General features: G+C 57.9%; 24 protein-coding genes. 8 read left to right on the top strand and 16 right to left on the bottom strand.

Going from position 1 to position 22,549, the window contains the following annotated elements; all coding sequences use genetic code 11:
• The first annotated feature begins 197 nt into the window (after nucleotides 1-197).
• On the top strand, nucleotides 198-416 hold the full coding sequence (locus ACW14G_RS08260; protein WP_163446646.1) for a protein SlyX: 219 nt from the start codon (nucleotides 198-200) through the stop codon (nucleotides 414-416).
• 62 nt (nucleotides 417-478) lie between these two features.
• On the opposite strand, the gene slyD is transcribed toward ACW14G_RS08260, so the two are convergent.
• From slyD to kefG, 4 genes are all read right to left on the bottom strand, one after another.
• Nucleotides 479-1,075, bottom strand: a complete 597-nt coding sequence (gene slyD / locus ACW14G_RS08255; protein WP_064541588.1) for a peptidylprolyl isomerase — start codon at nucleotides 1,073-1,075, stop codon at nucleotides 479-481.
• 96 nt (nucleotides 1,076-1,171) lie between these two features.
• A complete protein-coding gene (locus tag ACW14G_RS08250; RefSeq protein ID WP_106925165.1) occupies nucleotides 1,172-1,372 on the bottom strand; it encodes a YheV family putative zinc ribbon protein in 201 nt (66 codons plus the stop codon).
• Nucleotides 1,373-1,381: 9 nt separating this feature from the next.
• Nucleotides 1,382-3,187: a glutathione-regulated potassium-efflux system protein KefB gene (gene kefB / locus ACW14G_RS08245; protein WP_163446908.1), complete on the bottom strand. Its 1,806-nt coding sequence runs from the start codon at nucleotides 3,185-3,187 to the stop codon at nucleotides 1,382-1,384.
• Nucleotides 3,187-3,738: a glutathione-regulated potassium-efflux system ancillary protein KefG gene (gene kefG, locus ACW14G_RS08240; protein WP_167574919.1), complete on the bottom strand. Its 552-nt coding sequence runs from the start codon at nucleotides 3,736-3,738 to the stop codon at nucleotides 3,187-3,189. The genes kefB and kefG overlap by 1 nt, the downstream gene beginning before the upstream one ends.
• Before the next feature lie 174 nt (nucleotides 3,739-3,912).
• On the opposite strand from kefG, the gene ACW14G_RS08235 reads away from it, so the two are divergent.
• Nucleotides 3,913-5,820, top strand: coding sequence for an ABC transporter ATP-binding protein (locus ACW14G_RS08235; RefSeq protein ID WP_249022669.1), 1,908 nt, complete (start codon nucleotides 3,913-3,915; stop codon nucleotides 5,818-5,820).
• Nucleotides 5,821-5,835: 15 nt separating this feature from the next.
• Nucleotides 5,836-6,768 (top strand): LysR family transcriptional regulator, encoded by a 933-nt coding sequence (locus ACW14G_RS08230; RefSeq protein ID WP_249022668.1) that lies wholly within the window; start codon nucleotides 5,836-5,838, stop codon nucleotides 6,766-6,768.
• A 93-nt stretch (nucleotides 6,769-6,861) separates the two neighbouring features.
• Here ACW14G_RS08230 and mdcH read toward each other — a convergent pair whose 3' ends face one another.
• The 8 genes from mdcH to mdcA all read right to left on the bottom strand — a co-directional run bounded on the left by mdcH (nucleotide 6,862) and on the right by mdcA (nucleotide 13,908).
• Complete coding sequence (gene mdcH, locus ACW14G_RS08225; protein ID WP_249022667.1) at nucleotides 6,862-7,758, bottom strand: malonate decarboxylase subunit epsilon; 897 nt, start codon at nucleotides 7,756-7,758, stop codon at nucleotides 6,862-6,864.
• Complete coding sequence (locus ACW14G_RS08220) at nucleotides 7,755-8,375, bottom strand: malonate decarboxylase holo-ACP synthase (RefSeq protein WP_042312067.1); 621 nt, start codon at nucleotides 8,373-8,375, stop codon at nucleotides 7,755-7,757. Before ACW14G_RS08220 ends, mdcH begins: the two co-directional genes overlap by 4 nt.
• A gap of 3 nt (nucleotides 8,376-8,378) precedes the next feature.
• A complete protein-coding gene (locus ACW14G_RS08215) occupies nucleotides 8,379-9,338 on the bottom strand; it encodes an AEC family transporter (RefSeq protein ID WP_137397991.1) in 960 nt (319 codons plus the stop codon).
• A 122-nt stretch (nucleotides 9,339-9,460) separates the two neighbouring features.
• Complete coding sequence (mdcE, locus tag ACW14G_RS08210; RefSeq protein ID WP_249023278.1) at nucleotides 9,461-10,261, bottom strand: biotin-independent malonate decarboxylase subunit gamma; 801 nt, start codon at nucleotides 10,259-10,261, stop codon at nucleotides 9,461-9,463.
• Complete coding sequence (locus ACW14G_RS08205) at nucleotides 10,261-11,094, bottom strand: biotin-independent malonate decarboxylase subunit beta (protein ID WP_249022666.1); 834 nt, start codon at nucleotides 11,092-11,094, stop codon at nucleotides 10,261-10,263. The genes mdcE and ACW14G_RS08205 overlap by 1 nt, the downstream gene beginning before the upstream one ends.
• On the bottom strand, nucleotides 11,087-11,386 hold the full coding sequence (gene mdcC, locus ACW14G_RS08200; protein WP_065356471.1) for a malonate decarboxylase acyl carrier protein: 300 nt from the start codon (nucleotides 11,384-11,386) through the stop codon (nucleotides 11,087-11,089). The genes ACW14G_RS08205 and mdcC overlap by 8 nt, the downstream gene beginning before the upstream one ends.
• Before the next feature lie 9 nt (nucleotides 11,387-11,395).
• Nucleotides 11,396-12,253: a triphosphoribosyl-dephospho-CoA synthase gene (locus ACW14G_RS08195; RefSeq protein WP_249022665.1), complete on the bottom strand. Its 858-nt coding sequence runs from the start codon at nucleotides 12,251-12,253 to the stop codon at nucleotides 11,396-11,398.
• Nucleotides 12,253-13,908: a malonate decarboxylase subunit alpha gene (gene mdcA / locus ACW14G_RS08190; protein ID WP_038634792.1), complete on the bottom strand. Its 1,656-nt coding sequence runs from the start codon at nucleotides 13,906-13,908 to the stop codon at nucleotides 12,253-12,255. The genes ACW14G_RS08195 and mdcA overlap by 1 nt, the downstream gene beginning before the upstream one ends.
• Before the next feature lie 250 nt (nucleotides 13,909-14,158).
• Here mdcA and ACW14G_RS08185 point away from each other — a divergent pair, with 250 nt between their 5' ends.
• From ACW14G_RS08185 to ACW14G_RS08175, 3 genes are all read left to right on the top strand, one after another.
• Nucleotides 14,159-15,181 (top strand): hydrolase, encoded by a 1,023-nt coding sequence (locus tag ACW14G_RS08185; RefSeq protein ID WP_163446666.1) that lies wholly within the window; start codon nucleotides 14,159-14,161, stop codon nucleotides 15,179-15,181.
• Nucleotides 15,178-15,396, top strand: a complete 219-nt coding sequence (locus ACW14G_RS08180; RefSeq protein WP_035894385.1) for a YheU family protein — start codon at nucleotides 15,178-15,180, stop codon at nucleotides 15,394-15,396. Before ACW14G_RS08185 ends, ACW14G_RS08180 begins: the two co-directional genes overlap by 4 nt.
• 65 nt (nucleotides 15,397-15,461) lie before the next feature.
• Nucleotides 15,462-16,325: a phosphoribulokinase gene (locus ACW14G_RS08175; protein ID WP_163446668.1), complete on the top strand. Its 864-nt coding sequence runs from the start codon at nucleotides 15,462-15,464 to the stop codon at nucleotides 16,323-16,325.
• A gap of 50 nt (nucleotides 16,326-16,375) precedes the next feature.
• Here the strand turns inward: ACW14G_RS08175 and ACW14G_RS08170 are convergent, their stop codons facing one another.
• Nucleotides 16,376-16,780 (bottom strand): OsmC family protein, encoded by a 405-nt coding sequence (locus tag ACW14G_RS08170; RefSeq protein WP_064541617.1) that lies wholly within the window; start codon nucleotides 16,778-16,780, stop codon nucleotides 16,376-16,378.
• Nucleotides 16,781-17,084: 304 nt separating this feature from the next.
• On the opposite strand from ACW14G_RS08170, the gene crp reads away from it, so the two are divergent.
• Nucleotides 17,085-17,717, top strand: a complete 633-nt coding sequence (crp, locus tag ACW14G_RS08165) for a cAMP-activated global transcriptional regulator CRP (RefSeq protein ID WP_000242758.1) — start codon at nucleotides 17,085-17,087, stop codon at nucleotides 17,715-17,717.
• 54 nt (nucleotides 17,718-17,771) lie between these two features.
• Nucleotides 17,772-19,847 carry a YccS/YhfK family putative transporter gene (locus ACW14G_RS08160; RefSeq protein WP_249022664.1) on the top strand — a complete coding sequence of 692 codons (2,076 nt, stop codon included), beginning with the start codon at nucleotides 17,772-17,774 and terminating at the stop codon, nucleotides 19,845-19,847.
• Here the strand turns inward: ACW14G_RS08160 and argD are convergent.
• The 3 genes from argD to ppiA all read right to left on the bottom strand — a co-directional run bounded on the left by argD (nucleotide 19,840) and on the right by ppiA (nucleotide 22,374).
• Nucleotides 19,840-21,057, bottom strand: coding sequence for a bifunctional acetylornithine/succinyldiaminopimelate transaminase (argD, locus tag ACW14G_RS08155; protein ID WP_167574915.1), 1,218 nt, complete (start codon nucleotides 21,055-21,057; stop codon nucleotides 19,840-19,842). The genes ACW14G_RS08160 and argD overlap by 8 nt on opposite strands.
• Nucleotides 21,058-21,141: 84 nt before the next feature.
• The gene (gene pabA, locus ACW14G_RS08150; protein WP_167577235.1) at nucleotides 21,142-21,705 is read right to left on the bottom strand and encodes an aminodeoxychorismate synthase component 2; all 564 of its coding nucleotides are present in this window, start codon (nucleotides 21,703-21,705) and stop codon (nucleotides 21,142-21,144) included.
• 96 nt (nucleotides 21,706-21,801) lie between these two features.
• Nucleotides 21,802-22,374, bottom strand: a complete 573-nt coding sequence (gene ppiA, locus ACW14G_RS08145; protein WP_163446674.1) for a peptidylprolyl isomerase A — start codon at nucleotides 22,372-22,374, stop codon at nucleotides 21,802-21,804.
• Nucleotides 22,375-22,549: the final 175 nt, after the last annotated feature.

Genomic DNA, 22,549 nt, shown 5'->3' with positions numbered 1-22,549 from the left:
AACTAAATGAGAAGCGTACTATAAAACGTTGTAGAGGAAATCTACATACGAACGCTCCTGATATCGACCCTTTTCAGACTCTTTTTGTTTAAATTAGTTTCCGCTCACGAACGGCAGTGCTGCATGCCGGGATAAAGTTGCGTAGAATCCGCCGCGTCGGAAACGCTTTTGGCGATAACAGAGTAGAGAGAGACATCATGCAGGAAACGACTATCGAGGCGCGTCTGGAGGAGCTTGAAAGCCGACTGGCCTTCCAGGAGATCACCATTGAGGATCTCAACCAGACGGTGACCGCTCATGAAATGGAGATGGCCAAACTGCGCGAGCATCTGCGTCTGCTGACGGAAAAACTCAAAGCCAGCCAGCCGTCCAACATCGCGTCACAGTCTGAAGAGACGCCGCCGCCCCATTATTAAGACGTAAAAAAAGCGGGTTTCCCCGCTTTTTTTGTCTCTGTCGTTCAAGAGAACGAGAGGGATTAGTGGCAGCCGCAGCCGCCGTGGCCTTTACCGCCACCGCCGCAGCAGCCTTCGCCGCCGTGGTCATGACCGTGGTCGTGGCCGTGACCGCCGCAGCAACCGTCTTCACCGTGATCGTGATGATGGTCGTGCGCGCCGTGAACGTGGCCATGAGCCAGTTCTTCTTCCGTTGCTTCACGGATAGCCACAACTTCTACGCTGAACTTCAGGTTCTGGCCAGCCAGCATGTGGTTGCCGTCAACCACAACGTGGTCGTCTTCAACTTCGGTGATTTCAACCGGAACCGGACCCTGGTCGGTTTCCGCCAGGAAGCGCATACCAACCTGCAGTTCGTCAACGCCCATGAAGACGTCTTTAGGAACGCGCTGCACCAGGTTTTCGTCGTACTGACCGTAAGCGTCGTTAGCTTGCACAGCAACGTCGAATTTATCACCAACATCGTGACCGTCCAGCGCATTTTCCAGGCCGGAGATCAGGGAACCGTGACCATGCAGGTAGTCCAGCGGTGCACTTACCGGAGACTCATCAACCAACACACCGTCTTCTGTACGTACCTGATAGGCCAGGCTGACCACCAGGTCTTTTGCTACTTTCATGATATCTCCTGAGCATGGGAATATTTTAGTGGCGCAGATTGTAGCGGAATTCTACACCCGTGTACCCATAAGCTTAAAAAAAGACAGCACGGATCGCTACTCCGGATGAAAAATCCCGATCACTTGTTCCTCTTTGCGCACGTGATCGCGCGCTTCTTTATCGGCTTCACGCATCTGGTGCCCGCACTTAACGCATTCAACCACATCGATATTATTCTCGCGCCACATCGCCATGGAATCCTGCGCCTGACACGACGGGCATTTTGCGCCCGCGATAAAACGTTTACGTACCGCCATACTCACCTTCTATTCAAATTCGTCCCAGCCGTCCAACTGCCGTCGCTCTTGTTGCATCTCACGCTGGAAGATCTCCTCCAGCTCCCGCCGCGCTTCCCGCACGCGCGAAATTTGTTGAGTATCGCTGTGGACCGGCATAAGTTCACGCAACATGCGCATGTCCAGGCGCTTAAAGTGCAGCTGGGCGCGCTGCGCCTGATGTGGGTGCATCCCGGTTGAGATAAGTGCCTTACGCCCCAGCTCCAGCGCGCTGGAAAAAGTCTCACGAGAAAACTGTACCACGCCTGCCTGTAACAGTTCGTGCGCCTCCACACGTCCCCGTGCACGCGCCATAATGTTCAGATGCGGGAAGTGCTGCTGGCAGATTTCCACCAGCTTCATGGTATCTTCCGGTTCGTTGCAGGTAATGACGATCGACTGTGCTTGTTCAGCCCCCGCCGAGCGCAGTAGCTCCACCTGTGTAGCGTCGCCGTAATAAACCTTATAGCCGTATTTGCGCATCAGGTTAACCGCGCTGATATCACGCTCGAGGACGGTAATGCGCAGCTTATTGGCCATCAGCAGACGGCCAATCACCTGACCGAAACGGCCAAAGCCCACCACGATCACCTGCGGCTTATCATCCTCCACCCACGGCGCTTCATCTTCCTCTTCCGGGCCGTTGAAACGACGCGACAGGACCAGATCCACAACCTTCATCAGTAGCGGCGTGGTCATCATCGACAGCGTGACCGTCACCAGCAGCAGCGACATCTGGTCACCCTTGAAGACTTTGAACGACGAGGCGGCGGAAAAGAGTACGAAGGCAAACTCGCCGCCCTGACTCAGCACGCTGGCAAACTGCATACGCTCTGAGCTGCGCATACCGTTCACATGCGCCAGCAGATACAGCACCAGCGTCTTCACCGCCACCAGCAGCGCCACGCAGCCCACAACCAACAACAGATGGGTGTAGAGCACGCCGAGATTCAGCGACATGCCCACCGAAATAAAGAACAGCCCCAACAACAGCCCTTTAAACGGCTCGATAGCGATTTCCAGTTCGTGGCGATATTCGCTTTCCGCCAACAGCACGCCCGCAATAAAGGTGCCCAGCGCCATCGACAGCCCCAGCGCATCCATAAACAGCGCGGAACCGAGGACCAACAGCAGCGTCGCCGCGGTAAACACTTCACGTACGCCTGAGCTGGCGATAAAACGGAATACCGGGCGCAGCAGATAGCGCCCGCCAATCAACATTCCGGCAAAAGCCAGCACCTTCAGGCCAACGGTCTGCCAGTGGACATGATCGTCACCGGCCCCTGCCAGCAGCGGCACCAGCGCCAGCGCCGGGATGACAGCTAAATCCTGAAACAACAGCACCGAGAAGCCAAGCTGCCCGGCTTCGCTGCGGTTCATCCCCTTTTCGCGCATCAGCTGCAAGGCCATCGCCGTCGATGACATCGCCAGGCCAATCCCGCCAATCACCGCCGCCTGCCACGAAAAGTTGGTCAGCATCAGCAGCCCGCCGAGGATCGCCGCGCTGAGCATGACCTGCGCGGCGCCAATACCAAAAATGGGGCGTCGCAGCTGCCATAGCTTGGTGGGGTTCAGTTCCAGCCCGATGATAAACATCAGGAACACCACGCCCAGCTCGGAGAAGTGAAGAATTTCGTCGACGTCGCTGATGAAACCCAGTCCCCACGGGCCGATGGCAATCCCCGCCAGCAGATAACCTAATACCGCGCCGATGCCCAGCCTCGCGGCTAACGGCACCGCCGCCACCGCCGCGAAGAGAAACAGCACCCCCGCTAATAACAAATCTGAACCTTCCATCATCGCCCCCCTGCCACAATCGGCGCCGCCAGCCAGTCAGCGTAGGCTTTAGCATGGTTTGCCAGTTCATTGGGCGGCTGACGTCGCGCCCAGTAGACGATAATCGGGTTCATCCAGTGCATGTGGCACATGGCGGCGGTCAGCTCAAACGGGCGCAGGATATCGCTCATCGGATAGCGATTCAGGCCATCGTGACGGTAGGCGCTTTCCGGCTCGCCGGTGGTGATCACACTCCGCCAGTACTTTCCCGCCAGCTGGTTTCCCCCTATACCGCTGGCAAAGCCACGGCTTAGCACGCGGTCGAGCCACTCTTTAAGCAGCGCAGGACAGCTATAGGTATAAAGCGGATGCTGAAAGACGATAACGTCATGCTCGCGCAGCAGCGCCTGCTCGCGAGGAATATCAATAAAAAAGTCCGGATAGTGCGCGTAGAGATCGTGCACCGTGACGTTGCTTAACTGCGAAGCCGGCTTAAGCAAAACCCGGTTAGCAACCGAGTCCTGTGATTCCGGATGGGCATAGATCAGCAATACTTTCGCTGTCTGCGTCATTATTCCCCTCCCGGGCGTCAATCACATCCTCTTTCTGGCTGGTTGGCACGCAACCGGAATGATTTTGTGTATAGTCATCGTTTTGGGCTACCATTGCGGCCCGGTCTAGCGATTCGCTTACCACATTACATTACCACAATGACAATTTAACATATTCAGAACATACGGCGCCTTATGATTGTTTTCTCCTCGTTACAAATTCGTCGCGGCGTGCGTGTCCTGCTGGATAACGCATCGGCCACCATCAACCCCGGGCAAAAAGTCGGCCTGGTGGGGAAAAACGGCTGCGGCAAATCCACATTGCTCGCGCTGCTGAAAAACGAGATAAGCGCCGATGGCGGCAACTTTACCTACCCCAGCAGCTGGCAACTGGCGTGGGTAAACCAGGAAACCCCTGCGCTGCCTCAACCCGCTCTGGAGTATGTCATTGACGGTGACCGCGAATTCCGCCAGCTGGAAGCCCAATTGAATGACGCCAATGAACGTAATGACGGCCACGCCATTGCTACCGTTCACGGCAAGCTGGACGCAATTGACGCGTGGACCATCCGCTCTCGCGCCTCCAGCCTGCTGCACGGCCTCGGCTTCAGCAACGAGCAGCTTACCCGCCCGGTCAGCGACTTCTCCGGCGGCTGGCGTATGCGCCTCAACCTGGCGCAGGCGCTGATCTGCCGCTCCGACCTGCTGCTGCTCGATGAACCGACTAACCACCTCGACCTTGACGCGGTGATCTGGCTGGAAAGATGGCTCAAAAGCTATCAGGGCACGCTGATTCTGATTTCCCACGACCGCGACTTCCTCGACCCGGTGGTGGACAAAATTATTCATATCGAACAGGAAACGATGTTCGAGTACACCGGCAACTACAGCTCGTTTGAAGTGCAGCGTGCCACTCGCCTGGCTCAGCAACAGGCAATGTACGAAAGCCAGCAGGAGCGCGTGGCGCATCTGCAAAGCTACATCGATCGTTTCCGCGCCAAGGCCACCAAGGCCAAGCAGGCGCAGAGCCGTATCAAGATGCTCGAGCGTATGGAGCTGATTGCCCCGGCTCATGTCGACAACCCGTTCCACTTCAGCTTCCGCGCGCCGGAAAGCCTGCCGAACCCGCTGCTGAAGATGGAAAAGGTCAGCGCGGGCTACGGCGATCGCACGATCCTTGAATCTATCAAGCTGAACCTGGTGCCGGGTTCGCGCATCGGCCTGCTGGGCCGTAACGGTGCGGGTAAGTCGACGCTGATTAAGCTGCTGGCGGGCGAACTGGAGCCGCTACACGGTGAGATTGGCCTCGCTAAAGGCATCAAGCTCGGTTACTTCGCCCAGCACCAGCTGGAGTTCCTGCGCGCGGATGAATCCCCGCTGCAACACCTGGCGCGCATGGCGCCGCAGGAGCTGGAGCAGAAACTGCGCGACTACCTCGGCGGCTTCGGCTTCCAGGGCGATAAAGTCAGCGAACAGACCGCCCGCTTCTCCGGTGGTGAAAAAGCTCGCCTGGTGCTGGCACTGATCGTCTGGCAGCGTCCAAACCTGCTGCTGCTCGATGAACCGACCAACCACCTGGATCTCGACATGCGCCAGGCGCTCACCGAAGCGCTGATTGATTTCGAAGGCGCGCTGGTTGTCGTCTCGCACGACCGCCACCTGATTCGTTCCACCACTGACGACCTCTATCTGGTTCACGACAAAAAGGTCGAACCGTTCGACGGCGACCTGGAAGATTATCAGCAGTGGCTGAGTGACGTGCAGAAGCAGGAAAACCAGGCCGACGACGCACCGAAGGAAAACAACGCCAACAGCGCCCAGTCACGCAAAGATCAGAAGCGTCGCGAAGCCGAGCTACGCACTCTGACGCAGCCGCTGCGTAAAGAGATTACCCGTCTGGAAAAAGAGATGGAAAAGCTCAACGCCCAACTGGCGCAGGCGGAAGAGAAGCTCGGCGACAGCAGCCTGTATGACCCAAGCCGTAAAGCGGAGATGACCGAGTGTCTGCAACTGCAGGCTAGCGCCAAATCCGGGCTGGAAGAGTGTGAAATGGCATGGCTTGAGGCGCAGGAGCAGCTTGAGCAAATGATGCAGAACGACTAACGCACGGGGCGGACAATGAACCTGTCAATCACCGATGACATTACCTTCCGCAAGCTCACCATCTTCATGACCTTTATGGAGAAGGGCAACATCGCCCGTACCGCCGAGGTGCTGAATATCAGCGGCGTCAGCGTGCACCGGGCGTTGCATACGCTGGAAGAGAACGTTCGTTGTCCGCTGTTCGTCCATAAAGGCCGCAACCTGATTGCCCAACCGGCGGCGTGGACGCTGCTGGAGTACTGTCAGGAAGTCACGCAGTTGATGGAGCGCGGGCTGGAAGAGACGCGCAAAACGGCAGGCGTGGGCCAGGGCCGTTTACGTGTGGGCACGCTCTACTCGCTGACGCTGGAGACGGTGCCGCACTTGATTATGGGGATGAAGCTGCGCCGTCCGGACCTGGAGCTGGACCTCACCATGGGATCTAACGAGGCGCTGCTGAAAATGCTGGAAGACGGCGTTCTGGATGCCATCCTCATCTCCATTTCCGAAAGCGAAATCGACCGCAACAGCCTCGAAGTGCTCCCCCTGTTCCACGACGATATCTACCTCGCCGCGCCGATGTCCGCCGCTCTGGATACCACCGCCAGGGCCGACCTGCGCCACTATCGCCATGAAAAGTTTGTCTCGCTGGCGGAAGGGTTTGCGACCTACGCCGGTTTCCAGGAAGCGTTTCATATCGCCGGGTTCGAGCCGGAGATTGTCACCCGCGTGAACGATATCTTCTCCATGCTCAGTCTGGTACAGGCAGGAGTGGGTTTCTGTTTGATGCCGGGGCGAATGAAGAAAATGTATGAGAATACCGTGAAGCTACAAAAACTGGCTGAGCCGTATCAGATGCAGCAGCTTATCGCCATCGTCTTTGCCCGCAACCGCGAGCGCGACCCAAGCCTGCTGGCGCTGGCCGCCGAAGGGCGCATGTACGCCAGGACGCTGAACCAGAACGCCTGATTGCCGAATGGCGATGCTACGCGTCTTATCCGGCCTACGCGTGTCGAGCCGGTTTTGTAGGCCCGATAAGCGCAGCGCCATCGGGCAATCACATCACGCACGAAGCCGCTTCGCCAAGTGCACGGCCACATCCATACCGCTGCGTTCCAGGGCGATAGACTCCCCTTCCCATGCAGCCTGACGCGTCAGGCAGGTCAGCACGCCACCGGGTGGCATTTCAATCGCCAGCCGCGCTTCACGTTCGTTAGCGGAGATAACCGCCTCCTGCCAACGCACCGTGCGCGCCATATTCATCGCCAGATCGTCAGCAATGCGTTCCGGCTGCCACAGCACGCGCCCGGTACTGCCGCTCAGGTAGGCGTAGCGTGGGCGGGAAAGCATCACATGGCTGAACGCCTCAACCAGCTTTTGTGCGGGCTCGGCCAGCAGTTCACAATGCGATGGCACGCTCACCGCCAGGCGATGCGCTTTAGTTGCCCCTTTTGCCATCGCGCGTTTCGCCACTTCCGCCATCGCTTCATCGGTACCGGCAATCACAATCTGTGTTTCCGCATTCAGGTTGGCGATGTATGTACCACTATCAGCCACCAGCGCTTCCACCTGATTGAGCGTCAGCCCCATAATGGCCGTCAGACCGTAACCATGCGGGTACGCTTGCTCCATCAAATCACCGCGCAGCGCCACCAGCCGCAGCGCATCGCTGAATTCCAGCGCACCCGCGATAACCGCTGCCGGATAAGCGCCGATCGACAGCCCGCTCACGATATCGGGCGCTACGCCACGACGTTCCAGCTCGCGCGCCCAGGCAACGCCAGCAATCAGCAGAGACAGCTGAACGGCTCGGGTATGTTTCAACGCTTCAGGGCTATCCAGCGTATCCACCTCGGCCCCCAGCACTTCACGCGCCTGGGTCAGCTCCGTCCCCGGAAGGTTTTGCAGCATCCCTGGGTGCTGCGTCCCCTGCCCCGGAAAGGTAAACAGAATTTTCATGACTCCTCCCTGCCCCACGGGTCGCGGACCAACTGCGGCCCCTGTGAGGTTTTTAACAGCGCTTTTCCATCGCGCAGCCACTCATTAAGGGCAAAGCCGCCGCGCGGGGTATCCACCTGGGTATCTGCCCGGCACAGCCCGCCTGCCAGCTGCAGCTGCCACTTCTCCAGCGCCTCACGGGAGAGCGGCTGCGGCGCGCGGATCAGCAGATCCAGATCGCTTGCCGCGTGGATAACCGGGATCCCGGTCGCCAGCGCATAGCCGGTACTCCCGGTAATACCCCACGTCCACGGCCACGCCTGCTGCGCCAATAACAAAGCCACCTGAACCGGTGGCTGAGAGATAAAGGGCGAACGCAGCAGCGACAGCGGATCCACCAGCGATTCCGGCGAGCAGACGCGAACGACCGCCTCCGCTTTTACCCAACCGGCGGCGCGCTGCTCGCGTTTCATCCCGCGGACACCCACGGGAATGCGCCCCTGCGCATCAACATCACGCCGCACCACTACCGGCAGACCGCTATGCCAGACGGTATCCACCCAGGATTCCGTGACATCTTCGAGCGCGTCGCGCGCGTTCAGCCAGATTAAGTCGTGTGGGCGTAATGTTGTGCTCATGATTTAGATTCCTGAAGTCAGCGAGATAAACAGCGGCAGCGACAGGATACACAGTACCGAGCTCAACAGCAGCACGGCTTCTGCATCCGGCGACTGCACGCCAAAGCGGTTACCGAACACCACGCCGAAGAAACCGGCAGACAGCGCAATCATCAGGATAGCGGTAATCGCTACGGAGCCATGCAGACCGAAGATAAGGACAATACCCCACGCAATTGCCGGTTGAATCAACAGCTTAGCGATAGTTGAAGTGATCACCACGGTGTTGATCTGCAGTTTACGCGCAGAGAGGATCACACCGGTCAGGAACAACGCGGCCGCAGTAGCGGACAGACCCAGCGGTTTAATAGCCGCCAGTACCAGCTCCGGCATTTTAATACCAATGGCAGAGAGGATAACCCCCAACAGCGGCCCCATCACGATCGGTTTTTTAATCGAGCGCCACATCAGTACCGGCAGCATGGAGAGCGTAGAACCGGAGTTACCGCCTTCCGCACGCGCTTTCTCACGTTCGAGGATCAGCAGGCAGAACGGCGTCATCAGCACAGAGCCGCAGGCGATGGAAACGGCAACGGACAGCGAGGTGGAAGAGGTTTCACCCAACACGCTACCCAGAATCGGCAGACCCAGCGCGGCGTAGTTTGGCAGCGCAACGGTCAGGGTCAGCACGGCGGCATCCTGTGGCGATTTATTGAAGAGTTTGGTCGCCATAAAGTAGATGGCGGCATAGGTAATCCACATTGCCAGCGTCAGCACCACAATCAGCGGCGACTGCGCAACAATGCCGGCCCACGGTGTTTGTACCGTGGCGCTAAACAGCGCGGCGGGCAGCGCGAAGTCCATCACGAAGATATTGAGCAGGGAGACATTCTTGTTATCCACCATTTTGGCCTTCCCGGCCCAGAATCCCAGCAACATAATGACGAAAATCGGAGCAAGAGCATGAACAATTACGTAAGTCATATTTCACCTGTAATGAAAAAAAGTTAGCACTGGCGCGATGATTATTATTTTTCAGATGCAACTGCCCGCATGGGCGCGGAAAGCGCCCATGGAGCCGTACATCCGGCAGGTCTCTTTTTTACTTACCAGCTTGCTCGCATGCGTTCGCGTACGAGGGCAGAGCTGCGGCGATTGTCGGCACCCAGACGGCTTTTCAGCGTCGGGTCCTGACGAGCGTCGTTGATGGCCTGTTGCAGAGTGTTTTTCACCAGCGCCAGATCGTTAGCAGACGGGGCATCCGGATTGCTGATATCCAGCAGATTCTCCAGTAGCCCCAGGGTGGCGTAATTGCTGATGTCATACGCCATCGGCGGAATGGTTGCCGCCAGTTTTTCCAGCGCCTCAACGGTACGCAGGGTGATGCGCGCCGCCGACTCTTTACCCATCGCGTGGATCAGCACACCTTTGTCGTTAAAGGCGATCAGGCGGTTTGCCTGGTAGCCGTGCGCCAGAAACGCGCCGGACATCGCTTTACCGACAATCAGGCCAATCACCGGGTGGCCTGCCAGACGCGCGTTGGCATACGCCGCTGCGGCACCGGCCAGCGCCTGGTGAATGCCAAAGCCTTCTTCACGACGACCATAGGCCTGGCTCGGCACGTCAATCACCGCCACAATCGGGCGCTTCACGGCTTTATCGGCATCGGCGGCGATGGTTTCGCTTACCACTTTCGCCAGGGTCCAGCCTTCCAGCAGGCCCACTTCGCCTTTCGCAGCACGCGGGTAGTGGTTGTTCGCGTCCGGCACCACGGCAATAAAACGCACCGTTTCACCGTTCAGCTCGCCGTCGGCAGCCTGGACGGACGGACACAGACCCTCGATACGTTTAGCGTTCGGCGCCAGGGTTTCCAGCCATAATTGGCCACGGCTCATTGCGTTACTCATCATTTCACCTCCCGGGCAAAGAGCGCATGAATCTGTTCGGTATCGGCCTGTTTACGCGTGTCGAAGTTCGTCAGGCGTTCGAGATACCAGTCGTAGTTATCGGTGCGATGTTTTGCCGGAACGCCTTTAGCCAGCGCCTCGTTCATGGCGGCCTTAACCGCGTTGACGCCGTCGCCGACCAGCGCTTCCACCAGCCCGCTTTGGTAGCGAATTTCGCCACCGGTCATGCTCCAGATAAACGGACGGTCACGGGAGTCGTACTCTTCAATCCCGGCTTCCTGTTCGATAACCTGCGGGCCGTTGAGCCCCAGACGCGCTTCACGGGTGACAATCAGATAGCTACACAGTGCGGCGGCGATAGACATCCCGCCGAAGCAGCCGACGGTCCCGGCGACAATGCCGACCACCGGGGTATAACGGCGCAGGTCAACAATCGCCGCGTGAATATCGGCAATCGCCGCCAGGCCCAGGTTGGCTTCCTGCAAACGCACGCCGCCGGTTTCCAGGCTCAGTACGGCCTGAGTCGGAATACCGTTGCGGTTATCTTCCGCCGCCAGCTCAAGCGCCGCCGCCATTTTGGCGCCGGACACCTCGCCCATGCTGCCGCCCTGGAACGCGCCTTCAATCGCTACAACAACAGCTGGTTTGCCGTTAATGGTGCCTTTCGCCACCACCATGCCGTCATCGGCCTGCGGGACGATGCCCTGCGCGCCGAGCCACGGCGACATCACGCCTTCAAACGGGTCGAGCAGTTCACGGTAGCTGCCTTCGTCCAGCAGCGCCTGTGCGCGCTGACGCGCTTTTAATTCGATAAAACTGCGGTCATCACGCATAGCTCACCTCTTCAAAAACCTGTTCGATACGGATGCGCGCCACGCCCGGCGTCGCGCCGAAGTCGTGGATGATCAGTTGGCCTGCCGGCAGGCTGCTGACCGTCTGCAGACGGTTAATCAGTGCTTCCCAGCGGCTGCGGCTGTTATCGACGGAAGTGGTGATATCAATGGTTAACGTCTGGCCCTGGTCGGCGGTGAATAACACCTCCATATCCCCGGAGCCCACAACGCCTGCCAGCGCTTTGCCGCTTAAGGTGCGGCTGGCCGGTACGGTTAACGTAATGTGTTCCATAACATCCTCTTAATGCTTGAAATAGGGCGATTCGATGCGATCGAGAAACAGCGTGGCGGCAAGCAAATCGGCTGCGCCGCCCGGCGAGGCGTTCAGCGCCAACATGTGGCTATCGAGCGCCGCTAAGGCCGCCTGACCTGCTGGATGGGCGCTACCACCTGCACTCAGCACGGCGCGGGCGCCGTCTTGCATGGCATCAAGCCCTTCCAGCCCCGCGCGGGACAGCACGCAGGTATCGGTCAGCGAGGTCATGATGGCCATCAGCGCATCAAGCCTGGCGTGCGTTTCGCTGCTGCCGTTAAGGCGGCTTAAGCGAAGCTGCGGTAGCGCACGCTGCATCACGTGCGGAAACGCCTGCTGCGCTTCTTCCCGGGCACCCGGCACCTGATAGCGGTGAGTGGCGCGTAGCCCTTTACTGAAGACCTTCGGCGCGGCGGCATCCGGCAGTTTTGCCAGCTCGGCGGCGGTCATCGCCACCTGCTGCGCGCTGCCCACGCCGCCGTGCATCGCCACCGCGCTGACCAGCAGCCCCAGCGCCCAAATCGCGCCGCGGTGGGTATTCACGCCGTCGGTGGCGGCCATCATCTGTTTCTCGCCTTCTCGGCCAAGTCGCCCTACGGTTTGTCTCAGCGCAATGTCGGCTGGCCGCTGCCAGCTCTGTTGCGCAAGCGCCTGAAACGTGGGGGTCAGGCTGTGCGCGGAGCGCTCCATTAGCGCAAGCGATAAATCGTGGTGCGCGCCGTTCCCCCGACTGTCCACCAGACCGGGTTTCGGGCTTAATCGTGCTTCGTCAATCAGACACTGCGTGGCGGTTCGCGCCAGCCATTCGGCACCGCCTTCAACCTGAATCTGGGGCAGAAGTTTCATTACCAGCTCCGGAATTTCGCAGGTGGGTTGTAAAGACCGCCGGACCATTCCACCAGGTCGGCGACGCTACCGGCTGCCAGCAGCGAACGGGTGGCGTCGGTACGACGAATGCCCATATCTTCCGGGTAGACCACTTTGCCGCTCTGACGCAGTTCGGCGACGCGTTTCGCGTCAACGCCCAGACCGATATCGGTGATACCGGCAACCGCAGCGACCATCGCGCGGCGTTCTTCCAGATCTTTGGCGCGGTAGAGGTAGGCGATACCTTCTTCAGTCAACACGTGGGTCACGTCGTCGCCGTAGATCATTACCGGCGCCAGCGGCATACCGGAGGCTTTCGCCACGTCTACCGCATCCAGTTTCTCAACGAAGGTTGGTTTCACGCCGGCCTGGAAGGTTTCCACCATCTGTACAACCAGTTTTTTACCGCGCTGCATCGGATCCGGTTCGGTGATCATGTTCAGCCAGGCTGGGGTAGCGTGGCGACGACCGTGCGGATCGTGGCCCATGTTCGGCGCGCCACCGAAGCCGGAGAGACGACCGCGGGTCACGGTGGAGGAGTTGGCGTAGCCGTCAACCTGCAAGGTGGAACCGATAAACATATCCACCGCGTACTGCCCTGCCAGCTGGCAGAAAGCACGGTTGGAACGCATGGAGCCGTCGGAACCGGTGAAGAAGATATCCGGACGGGCGCGGATGTACTCTTCCATCCCCAGCTCACCGCCGAAGCAGTGCACGCTTTCTACCCAGCCGCTTTCAATCGCCGGGATCAGCGTCGGATGCGGGTTCAGGGTCCAGTGTTTACAGATTTTGCCCTTCAGACCCAGCTGTTCGCCGTAGGTTGGCAGCAGCAGTTCAATCGCCGCGGTGTTGAAGCCGATACCGTGGTTCAGCGACTGCACCTGATGTTCCGCGTAGATGCCTTTAATCGCCATCATCGCCATCAGGATGTGTTCCTGTTTAATCAGGCGCGGGTCACGGGTAAACAGTGGTTCGATAAAGAACGGCTTGTCGGCGACAACCACGTAGTCAATCCAGGAGCCCGGAATATCCACGCGCGGCAGGTCGCATTCGTCATCCACCAGTTCGTTCACCTGTGCGATGACAATGCCATCGTGGAACGCGGCGGCTTCCACCAGAGCTGGCGTATCTTCGGTGCTCGGCCCGGTGTAGAGGTTGCCTTTACGGTCAGCCTTATAACCGGCAATCAGCGCCACGTTCGGGGCCAGGTCGACGTAAAGACGGGAATAGAGTTCGATGTAGGTATGGATGGCGCCGATTTCCAGCTGACCATCTTCCAGCAGCTGCGAGATACGCAGGCTCTGGGTGCCGGAGAAGGAGAAGTCCAGCTTGCGGGCGATGCCTTTTTCAAAGATATCCAGATGCTCGCTGCGCCCGACGCTTGGCATAATCATGTGCAGGTCGTGCACAATCTGCGGGTTCACCTCAGCCAGCATACGGGACAAGAAATCTGCCTGCTTTTGGTTATTCCCTTCTAATACCACGCGGTCACCCGGCGCGATCAGTTTTTCCAGCATCGCGGTCAGGTCTGCGGTCGGCAGCACCTTACCCTGCACCGGAACGGAAGCCAGACGGCGCTGTTTTTCCGTGCGGCGGGTGTTCCAGACTCGTGCTGGCGTTTGCCCAGATAACATTATTAACCTCCTGATTCAGCTAATCATTTTGATTGCTTAACACAGCTAAGAGTGTGAACCCTGGTGAGAAAGTCATCAATTAAGCGTAGGAGAGAATCATTAGCTTGAGAGTAATAATTGAAGTAACAATTTGTGATAAGGATCAGAACCCAAAGGGATAAAAACGACTACCTGTGCCTCATTTTCATAAACACAATGGCAAAGTGACGGTATAGTAGGCGGCAGATTAACGAGTAAACATCGCGTAGACATGACTGAAACCACCCACCACGATCTCAACATCGACACCCAAAGCAGCGCCGACTTCGTGCCGATGCGCGGCGTCAGCAATCGTCATTTGCAGACCATGCTGCCGCGTCTTATCCGCCGTAAGGTGCAGTTCACGCCGCACTGGCAGCGCCTTGAACTGCCGGACGGCGACTTTGTCGATCTGGCGTGGAGCGAAGATCCGCAGGCCGCGCGCCATAAGCCGCGTCTGGTGGTGTTTCACGGTCTGGAAGGCAGCCTGTATAGCCCGTACGCGCACGGCCTTATCAATGCAGCGAAAGCGCAGGGCTGGCTGGGCGTGGTGATGCATTTCCGTGGCTGTAGCGGCGAGCCTAACCGTCTGAACCGCATCTACCACTCCGGCGAAACGGAAGACGGCACCTGGTTCCTGCACTGGCTGGCGCGCGAATATGGTCACGCCCCGACTGCGGCAGTGGGCTACTCGCTCGGCGGCAACATGCTGGCCTGCCTGCTCGCCAAAGAAGGCGACGAAGTGCCCATCGATGCCGCCGTGATTGTCTCGGCGCCGTTTATGCTGGAAGCCTGTAGCTACCACATGGATAAAGGCTTTTCACGCGTTTATCAGCGCTATCTGCTCAACCTGCTAAAAGGCAACGCCGCCCGCAAGCTGAAGGCCTATCCCGGCTCTTTGCCGGTCGATTTGCGTCAGTTGAAAAGCATGCGCCGCATCCGCGAGTTCGATGATTCGATTACCTCGAAGATCCACGGCTTTGCCGATGCCATCGACTATTACCGCCAGTGCAGCGCGATGCCGATCTTAAGCAAAATCACCAAGCCGACGCTGATCATCCACTCAAAGGACGATCCGTTTATGGATCACCACTCCATCCCCGCACAGGAAGAGCTGCCGGAGAACGTGGAGTACCAGTTGACGGAATACGGTGGTCACGTAGGTTTTATCGGCGGCACTTTGCGCCACCCGGAAATGTGGCTGGAAAAACGCATTCCCGCCTGGTTGATGCGCTGGTTGGGAGCAAAAGCATGATTATTCCCTGGCAGGATATCGACCCGGAGACGCTGGACAACCTGATTGAAAGCTTTGTCTTGCGCGAAGGCACTGATTATGGTGAATATGAACGTTCACTTGCGCAAAAGGTCGCCGACGTAAAACACCAGCTACAAACAGGCGAAGCGGTGCTGGTCTGGTCTGAGCTTCATGAGACCGTCAACATCATGCCCCGTAACCAATTTCGCGGTTAACTATACTCTAACGGCAGGAGGCGTTTACCACGCTTCCCTTGTCGTCTTTTCAGGGAGTTATTCGCATGTCTGCCAAACATCCGGTTATTGCCGTTACCGGCTCCAGCGGCGCGGGGACCACCACCACCAGCCTCGCCTTCCGTAAAATCTTTGCTCAACTCAACCTGCGCGCGGCAGAAGTGGAAGGCGACAGCTTCCACCGCTATACCCGTCCGGAAATGGATATGGCCATTCGTAAAGCCCGTGATTTGGGCCGCCATATTAGCTACTTTGGTCCGGATGCCAACGACTTCGGCCTGCTGGAACAAACCTTTCGCGACTATGGCGTGAGCGGTAAAGGGCAGTCGCGTAAATATCTGCATACCTACGATGAAGCCGTGCCGTGGAATCAGGTACCCGGCACGTTTACCCCCTGGCAGCCGCTGCCAGAACCGACCGACGTGCTGTTCTACGAAGGGCTGCACGGCGGCGTAGTGACGCCACAGCATGATGTCGCCCGCCACGTCGATCTACTGGTCGGCGTCGTGCCAATCGTTAACCTTGAGTGGATCCAGAAGATGATCCGCGACACCAGCGAACGCGGACATTCTCGCGAAGCGGTGATGGATTCCGTGGTGCGTTCGATGGAAGACTATATCAACTACATCACGCCGCAGTTCTCCCGCACCCATATCAACTTCCAGCGCGTGCCGACGGTCGATACCTCTAACCCGTTTGCCGCCAAGGGTATTCCGTCGCTGGACGAAAGCTTTGTGGTGATTCACTTCCGCAATCTCGACAACATCGACTATCCGTGGCTACTGGCCATGCTGCAAGGCTCGTTTATCTCGCATATGAATACGCTGGTGGTTCCCGGCGGGAAGATGGGGCTGGCGATGGAATTGATCATGACACCGCTGGTGCAGCGTATGATGGAAGGGCGAAACTAATGCACGAACCCTCACCCCACAGGGGCGAGGGATTTGCTACGTGCGAGGAATTACCCTTCGATCACTTCGTAGGAGTGGGTGATATTCACCGCTTTTTCAAGCATCAGCGCAACAGAACAGTACTTCTCCGCAGACAGATCCACCGCACGGGAAACCGCCGCATCCTTCAGCCCTTTACCGGTGACGATAAAATGCAGATTGATGTGGGTGAACAGGCGCGGCGCTTCTTCACGACGCTCGGAGGTCAGCTTCACTTCGCAGTCGGTCACGTCGTTGCGGCCCTTCTGCAGGATAGACACCACATCGATGGCGCTACAGCCGCCCGCGGCCATCAGCACCACTTCCATTGGGCTTGGCGCTTTATCGCCAGAGTTGCCGTCCATCAGGATCTGGTGTCCAGAAGCGGACTCACCGAGGAAGGTCAGCCCTTCAACCCATTTCACACGCGCTTGCATAATTTTTAACTCCAAGGTTGCAATTTTCTTCTCAGATTACGCGCACATAACAATTCTCGCAATGGAAGGCGATCGACGTCATGCTGAAGCGAGACACCAGGAGACACACGGCTAAAGCTATGCTAAAACAGTCAGGATGCTACGGTAATACATAAACGTACTGCATGTATGCAGAGGACATCACATTACAGGCTGCGACAGTATTCGACAGCCGACTTCCCAGGTAACGGGAAGGATACTATTGCAACCGGTGGCCGCAATGCTTTTGCCGCCGGGAAGAGCTTATAACAGAGGATAACCGCGCATGGTGCTTGGCAAACCGCAAACAGACCCGACTCTCGAATGGTTCTTGTCTCATTGCCATATTCATAAGTACCCATCGAAGAGCACGCTGATTCACCAGGGTGAAAAAGCAGAGACGCTGTATTACATCGTAAAAGGCTCAGTGGCAGTACTCATCAAGGACGAAGAAGGGAAAGAGATGATCCTCTCTTACCTCAACCAGGGCGATTTCATCGGTGAGTTAGGCCTGTTTGAAGAAGGCCAGGAACGCAGCGCGTGGGTACGGGCAAAAACCGCTTGTGAAGTTGCTGAAATCTCTTATAAAAAATTCCGTCAGCTGATCCAGGTTAACCCGGACATCCTGATGCGTCTCTCTTCGCAAATGGCGCGTCGTCTGCAGGTTACCTCTGAGAAAGTCGGCAACCTGGCGTTCCTCGACGTCACCGGTCGTATCGCTCAGACCCTGCTGAACCTGGCGAAACAACCTGACGCGATGACCCACCCGGACGGGATGCAGATCAAAATCACCCGTCAGGAAATCGGCCAGATCGTCGGCTGCTCCCGTGAAACCGTGGGCCGTATCCTGAAGATGCTGGAAGATCAGAATCTGATCTCCGCACACGGCAAAACCATTGTCGTTTACGGTACCCGCTAATCCAGCCCAAACGGCGTATTGCGTCATGCAGTACGCCGTTTTTGTTTTCCCCCTATGTGGCGCAGGCTGATTTACCACCCGGAAGTCAACTATGCACTGCGGCAAACGCTGGTGCTGTGTCTGCCCGTTGCCATTGGTCTACTGCTCGGCCACCTCCAGCAGGGGTTGCTGTTCTCGCTGGTGCCCGCCTGCTGCAACATTGCCGGGCTTGATACCCCGCATAAGCGTTTCTTCAAGCGTCTGATCATCGGCGGCTGCCTGTTCGCCGGATGTAGTCTCGCCGTTCAGTTGCTGCTGGCGCGTGATGTGCCTTTGCCACTGATTCTGACCGGGCTAGCGCTGCTGCTTGGCGTCACAGCAGAGATCAGCGCGCTACACGGACGACTGCTGCCCGCCTCGCTAATTGCCTCCATTTTTACCCTCAGCCTGGCAGGGAATATGCCCATCTGGCAGCCATTATTGATCTACGCGCTGGGGACATTATGGTACGGGCTATTCAACTGGTGGTGGTTCTGGATGTGGCGCGAGCAGCCGCTACGCGAGTCGCTCAGCCTGCTTTACCGTCAGCTTGCCGACTACTGCGAAGCCAAATACAGCTTGCTCACCCAGCATACCGATCCCACCACCGCGCTGCCGCCGCTGCTGACTCGCCAGCAAAAGGTGGTGGATCTGATTTCCCAGTGCTACCAACAGCTGCACATGCTGGCGGCGAACCAGCACAATGACTACAAGCGGCTGCTGCGCGCTTTCCAGGTTGGGCTGGATTTGCAGGAGCATATCTCCGTCAGCCTGCACCAGCCGGAAGAGGTGCAGAAGCTGGTTGAACGCAGCCATGCGGAAGCGGTGATCCGCTGGAATGCCCGGACGGTAGCCGCACGCCTGCGCGTGCTGGCGGACGATATTCTCTATCACCGCTACCCTACCCGCTTCAACATGGATAAACAGATTGGCGCGCTGGAGAAAATTGCCGACCAGCACCCGGATAACCCGGTGGGTCAGTTCTGTGCCTGGCACTTCAGCCGCATTGCCCGTGTGCTGCGCTCCCAGCGCCCCCTATACCCGCGTAACCTGATGGCCGACAAAGAACGCCGTCTGCCGCTGTTCCCGGCGTTAAAAAGCTACCTCTCTTTGCGCTCTCCCGCCCTGCGTAACGCCGCGCGTCTCAGCGTGATGCTGAGCATCGCCAGCCTGATGGGCGCGGCGCTGCATCTGCCGAAACCGTACTGGATCCTGATGACGGTGCTGCTGGTCACGCAAAACGGTTACGGCGCGACCCGGGTGCGAATTTTCCACCGAGCGGCGGGCACCCTTGCCGGTCTGGTGATTGCCGCCGTGGCCCTGCACTTCCATACGCCGCAGGGCTGGGCGCTAACGGGCATGCTGATAGTGACGTTAGTGAGCTACCTGATTATTCGTCGCAGCTACGGTTGGGCGACCGTCGGCTTTACCATCACCGCGGTGTACACCCTGCAAATCCTGACGCTTAATGGCGAAGAGTTTATTGTCGCCCGCTTTATCGACACCATCATTGGCTGCCTGATCGCCTTTGGCGGCATGATTTGGCTATGGCCGCAGTGGCAGAGCGGCCAGCTGCGCCAGAACGCCCAGGCGGCGCTGGAGGCCGATCAGGACGCTATCCGCCTGATCCTCAGCCCCGACCCACAGGCACCGAAGCTGGCCTACCAGCGCATGCGCGTCAACCAGGCACACAACACGCTGTACAACACGCTGAACCAGGCGATGCAGGAGCCGGGCTTTAATTCACGTTATCTTGAAGATATGAAACTGTGGGTGACCCACAGCCAGTTTATCGTCGAGCACATCAATGCCATGACGACGCTGGCGCGCGAGCACAATATGTTGACGCCTGATTTGGCGCAGCAGTACCTGGAGTCGTGTGAGATTGCTCTACAACGCTGTCAGCAGCGTCTGGAATACGATGAAGCGGGGAGCAGCGGCGAGGTCAACATTATGGAAGCGCCGGATTCACTGTCCCACGGGCCGTTAAGCACCATGGAACAGCATCTCCAGCGAATTCTGGGGCACCTGAACACCATGCACACTATTTCGTCGGTGGCCTGGCGCCAGCGCCCACGGCACGGCGGCTGGTTAAAGCGGCAAACTAGCTAACAATTTTCGCGACGGCCTGGGCAAAGCGCTGCATGCCTTCGTCGATATCCACCTCTTCCACCACCAGCGAGGGGGCAAAGCGCATCACGTCCGGGCCGGCATTCAATACCATCACACCGACATCCGCTGCCGCATACAAGAAGTCGCGCGCGCGGCCTTTGTACTTCGCGTTCAACTCGGCGCCAATCAGCAGCCCCATCCCGCGCACATCGCTGAAGACATCGTATTTCGCGTTAATCTGTTGCAGATGCTGAACAAACCGCTCGCGCTTAGCATTGACGCCGTTCAGCACTTCCGGCGTGTTGATAATATCGAAGGCCGCACCGGCGACCGCGCAGGCCAGCGGGTTACCACCGTAGGTAGAGCCGTGCGAACCGACGTGGAAAGCGCTGGCAATATCGTTGGTTGTCAGCATGGCGCTCACCGGGAAGCCACCGCCCAGCGCTTTAGCGCTGGTCAGAATGTCCGGCGTCACGCCGTAGTGCATGTAAGCAAACAGCGAACCGGTACGCCCCATGCCGCTCTGCACTTCATCAAAGACCAGCAGCGCCTGATGCTTGTCACACAGGTCGCGCAGCCCTTTGAGAAATTCCGGCGTTGCCGCCTGCACGCCGCCTTCGCCCTGAATCGGCTCCACCACCACCGCGCAGGTGTGGTCATCCATCACCGCTTCCACCGCGTGCAGATCGTTAAACGGCACGTGAACGATATCGGCAGGTTTAGGGCCGAAACCGTCGGAGTACTTCGGCTGACCGCCGACGGAGACGGTAAACAGCGAACGCCCGTGGAAGGCATTATGGAAGGCGATAATTTTCGTTTTATACGGACTATGGCGGGTTGAAGCGTAGTAACGCGCCAGTTTAAAGGCGGTCTCGTTGGCTTCAGTGCCGGAGTTCATGAACACCACGCGCTCGGCGAATGTGGCGTCAACCAGTTTCTGGCCCAGACGCAGCGCCGGTTCGTTGGTAAACACGTTGCTGGTGTGCCACAGGGTTTCACCCTGGGTTTTCAGCGCCTCAACCAGCGCCGGATGACAGTGGCCCAGCGCCGTCACCGCGATACCGCCAGCAAAATCAACGTACTCTTTGCCTTGCTGATCCCAGACGCGACTGCCTTTTCCCTTCACCGGAATAAACTCCGCCGGTGCATAGATTGGCAAAATGACCTGATCGAAGGTCGCGCGGGTGATCGCAGGTTGTTTGTTTACCATGTCATGCCCTTCTTCAAACGATGCAGCAATGAGTGTGAAAATCTATCCACAAAATATGCATAAAAAATCACATCATAGCAACTACTATCGCTGGAGAAAGTTGGCCAGTAGCTGGTGCCCTTGTTCGCTAAGAATGCTTTCCGGATGGAACTGAACGCCTTCCAGATCCCACTCGCGATGACGAATGCCCATGATTTCCCCGCTTTCACTGCGGGCGGTGACCTCAAAGCAGTCGGCCAGCGTATCGGGATCAATCAGCAAAGAGTGATAGCGGGTCACGGTCAACGGGTTATTCAAACCACGAAAAACGCCCTGCTGCTGATGGGTAATTGGCGACGTTTTGCCGTGCATGACCTGCTGTGCGCGAACGATACGCGCGCCAAACGCCTGCGCGATGGCCTGATGGCCTAAGCAAACACCGAGGATAGGAAGGATGCCCGCGTAGTGGCGGATGACATCAAGAGAGATACCGGCATCGTCCGGCGTGCAGGGGCCGGGTGAGATCACGATTTTTTCAGGCGCCAGCTGCTCGATGTCATCAAGGGTGATGTCATCGTTACGTCTGACCACCACGCTGGCCCCCAGTTCGCAAAAATACTGGTAGAGGTTCCAGGTAAAGGAATCGTAATTATCAATCAGCAGGATCATGGCGGCTCCGGTCATTTATCTGCCGCCATTCTACCGAGTGTGGAGTGCTTTAGCGATACGGGCGGCAGCCTCATGCCTGACGCCGCCCGGCCTGACTTACGGCAGCACCTTCGCCGACAGGATCACAATCGGTTTGGTCGGCACATTCTGGTACGGCCCAACGTTGTGGCTCGGCACCTGGGAGATTTTATCTGCCACGTCCATGCCCTTCACCACTTTACCAAATACCGCGTAGCCAAAATCACGCTGGCCGTGGTCAAGGAAGGCATTGTCGGCCACGTTAATGAAGAACTGGCTGGTTGCGCTATCTTTATCCGCGGTACGCGCCATCGCGATGGTGCCACGGGTGTTACGCAGGCCGTTGTCGGCTTCGTTTTTGATCGGCGCGTTAGGCTGCTTCTGCTGCATCTGCTCGTTAAAGCCGCCGCCCTGAACCATAAAGCCCGGGATCACGCGGTGGAAGGTGGTGTTGTTATAGAAACCGCTATTAACGTAGTTCAGGAAGTTTTCAACGGAAACCGGCGCTTTCTGGCTATCCAGCTGCAGCTCGATATTGCCTGCGGAGGTGGTCAGCAGCACGTGCGGATTCGTAGTGGCTGCAAAAGCCGCAGGAGCCATCGCCGAGAGAGCAAAAACAGCCGCCACGGCCGCCAGAGTTGATTTGAGCATGAGAATTCCTTTAACAGGTGCAGTAGAGAAAGCGAGTGGCTTGATTCTAAAGAGGGATAGCCCCTCAGGCCAGTGCTTTACCAAAGTTTACGCGGATGTAACGCTCATAATGAGCAGGGTAAGAATTCACGAGCTTGATTTTGTGATCCAGATCACAATGAAAAGTGTAATACGC

Source organism: Kluyvera sp., from assembly GCF_965301105.1.
This window is presented reverse-complemented; position numbering and strand designations above follow the sequence as displayed.

Excerpts from the sequence above, each read along its gene's own strand:
- crp (WP_000242758.1), top strand. The coding sequence starts at position 17,085 with ATGGTGCTTGGCAAACCGCAAACAGACCCGACTCTCGAATGGTTCTTG.
- ppiA (WP_163446674.1), bottom strand. The coding sequence starts at position 22,374 with ATGCTCAAATCAACTCTGGCGGCCGTGGCGGCTGTTTTTGCTCTCTCG.
- argD (WP_167574915.1), bottom strand. The coding sequence starts at position 21,057 with ATGGTAAACAAACAACCTGCGATCACCCGCGCGACCTTCGATCAGGTC.
- ACW14G_RS08205 (WP_249022666.1), bottom strand. The coding sequence starts at position 11,094 with ATGCGTGATGACCGCAGTTTTATCGAATTAAAAGCGCGTCAGCGCGCA.
- ACW14G_RS08230 (WP_249022668.1), top strand. The coding sequence starts at position 5,836 with ATGAACCTGTCAATCACCGATGACATTACCTTCCGCAAGCTCACCATC.
- ACW14G_RS08160 (WP_249022664.1), top strand. The coding sequence starts at position 17,772 with ATGTGGCGCAGGCTGATTTACCACCCGGAAGTCAACTATGCACTGCGG.
- pabA (WP_167577235.1), bottom strand. The coding sequence starts at position 21,705 with ATGATCCTGCTGATTGATAATTACGATTCCTTTACCTGGAACCTCTAC.
- ACW14G_RS08215 (WP_137397991.1), bottom strand. The coding sequence starts at position 9,338 with ATGACTTACGTAATTGTTCATGCTCTTGCTCCGATTTTCGTCATTATG.
- mdcE (WP_249023278.1), bottom strand. The coding sequence starts at position 10,261 with ATGAGTAACGCAATGAGCCGTGGCCAATTATGGCTGGAAACCCTGGCG.
- ACW14G_RS08170 (WP_064541617.1), bottom strand. The coding sequence starts at position 16,780 with ATGCAAGCGCGTGTGAAATGGGTTGAAGGGCTGACCTTCCTCGGTGAG.
- kefG (WP_167574919.1), bottom strand. The coding sequence starts at position 3,738 with ATGACGCAGACAGCGAAAGTATTGCTGATCTATGCCCATCCGGAATCA.
- ACW14G_RS08195 (WP_249022665.1), bottom strand. The coding sequence starts at position 12,253 with ATGAAACTTCTGCCCCAGATTCAGGTTGAAGGCGGTGCCGAATGGCTG.
- mdcC (WP_065356471.1), bottom strand. The coding sequence starts at position 11,386 with ATGGAACACATTACGTTAACCGTACCGGCCAGCCGCACCTTAAGCGGC.
- slyD (WP_064541588.1), bottom strand. The coding sequence starts at position 1,075 with ATGAAAGTAGCAAAAGACCTGGTGGTCAGCCTGGCCTATCAGGTACGT.
- ACW14G_RS08175 (WP_163446668.1), top strand. The coding sequence starts at position 15,462 with ATGTCTGCCAAACATCCGGTTATTGCCGTTACCGGCTCCAGCGGCGCG.
- ACW14G_RS08260 (WP_163446646.1), top strand. The coding sequence starts at position 198 with ATGCAGGAAACGACTATCGAGGCGCGTCTGGAGGAGCTTGAAAGCCGA.
- mdcH (WP_249022667.1), bottom strand. The coding sequence starts at position 7,758 with ATGAAAATTCTGTTTACCTTTCCGGGGCAGGGGACGCAGCACCCAGGG.
- ACW14G_RS08220 (WP_042312067.1), bottom strand. The coding sequence starts at position 8,375 with ATGAGCACAACATTACGCCCACACGACTTAATCTGGCTGAACGCGCGC.
- kefB (WP_163446908.1), bottom strand. The coding sequence starts at position 3,187 with ATGGAAGGTTCAGATTTGTTATTAGCGGGGGTGCTGTTTCTCTTCGCG.
- ACW14G_RS08235 (WP_249022669.1), top strand. The coding sequence starts at position 3,913 with ATGATTGTTTTCTCCTCGTTACAAATTCGTCGCGGCGTGCGTGTCCTG.
- ACW14G_RS08250 (WP_106925165.1), bottom strand. The coding sequence starts at position 1,372 with ATGGCGGTACGTAAACGTTTTATCGCGGGCGCAAAATGCCCGTCGTGT.
- mdcA (WP_038634792.1), bottom strand. The coding sequence starts at position 13,908 with ATGTTATCTGGGCAAACGCCAGCACGAGTCTGGAACACCCGCCGCACG.
- ACW14G_RS08185 (WP_163446666.1), top strand. The coding sequence starts at position 14,159 with ATGACTGAAACCACCCACCACGATCTCAACATCGACACCCAAAGCAGC.
- ACW14G_RS08180 (WP_035894385.1), top strand. The coding sequence starts at position 15,178 with ATGATTATTCCCTGGCAGGATATCGACCCGGAGACGCTGGACAACCTG.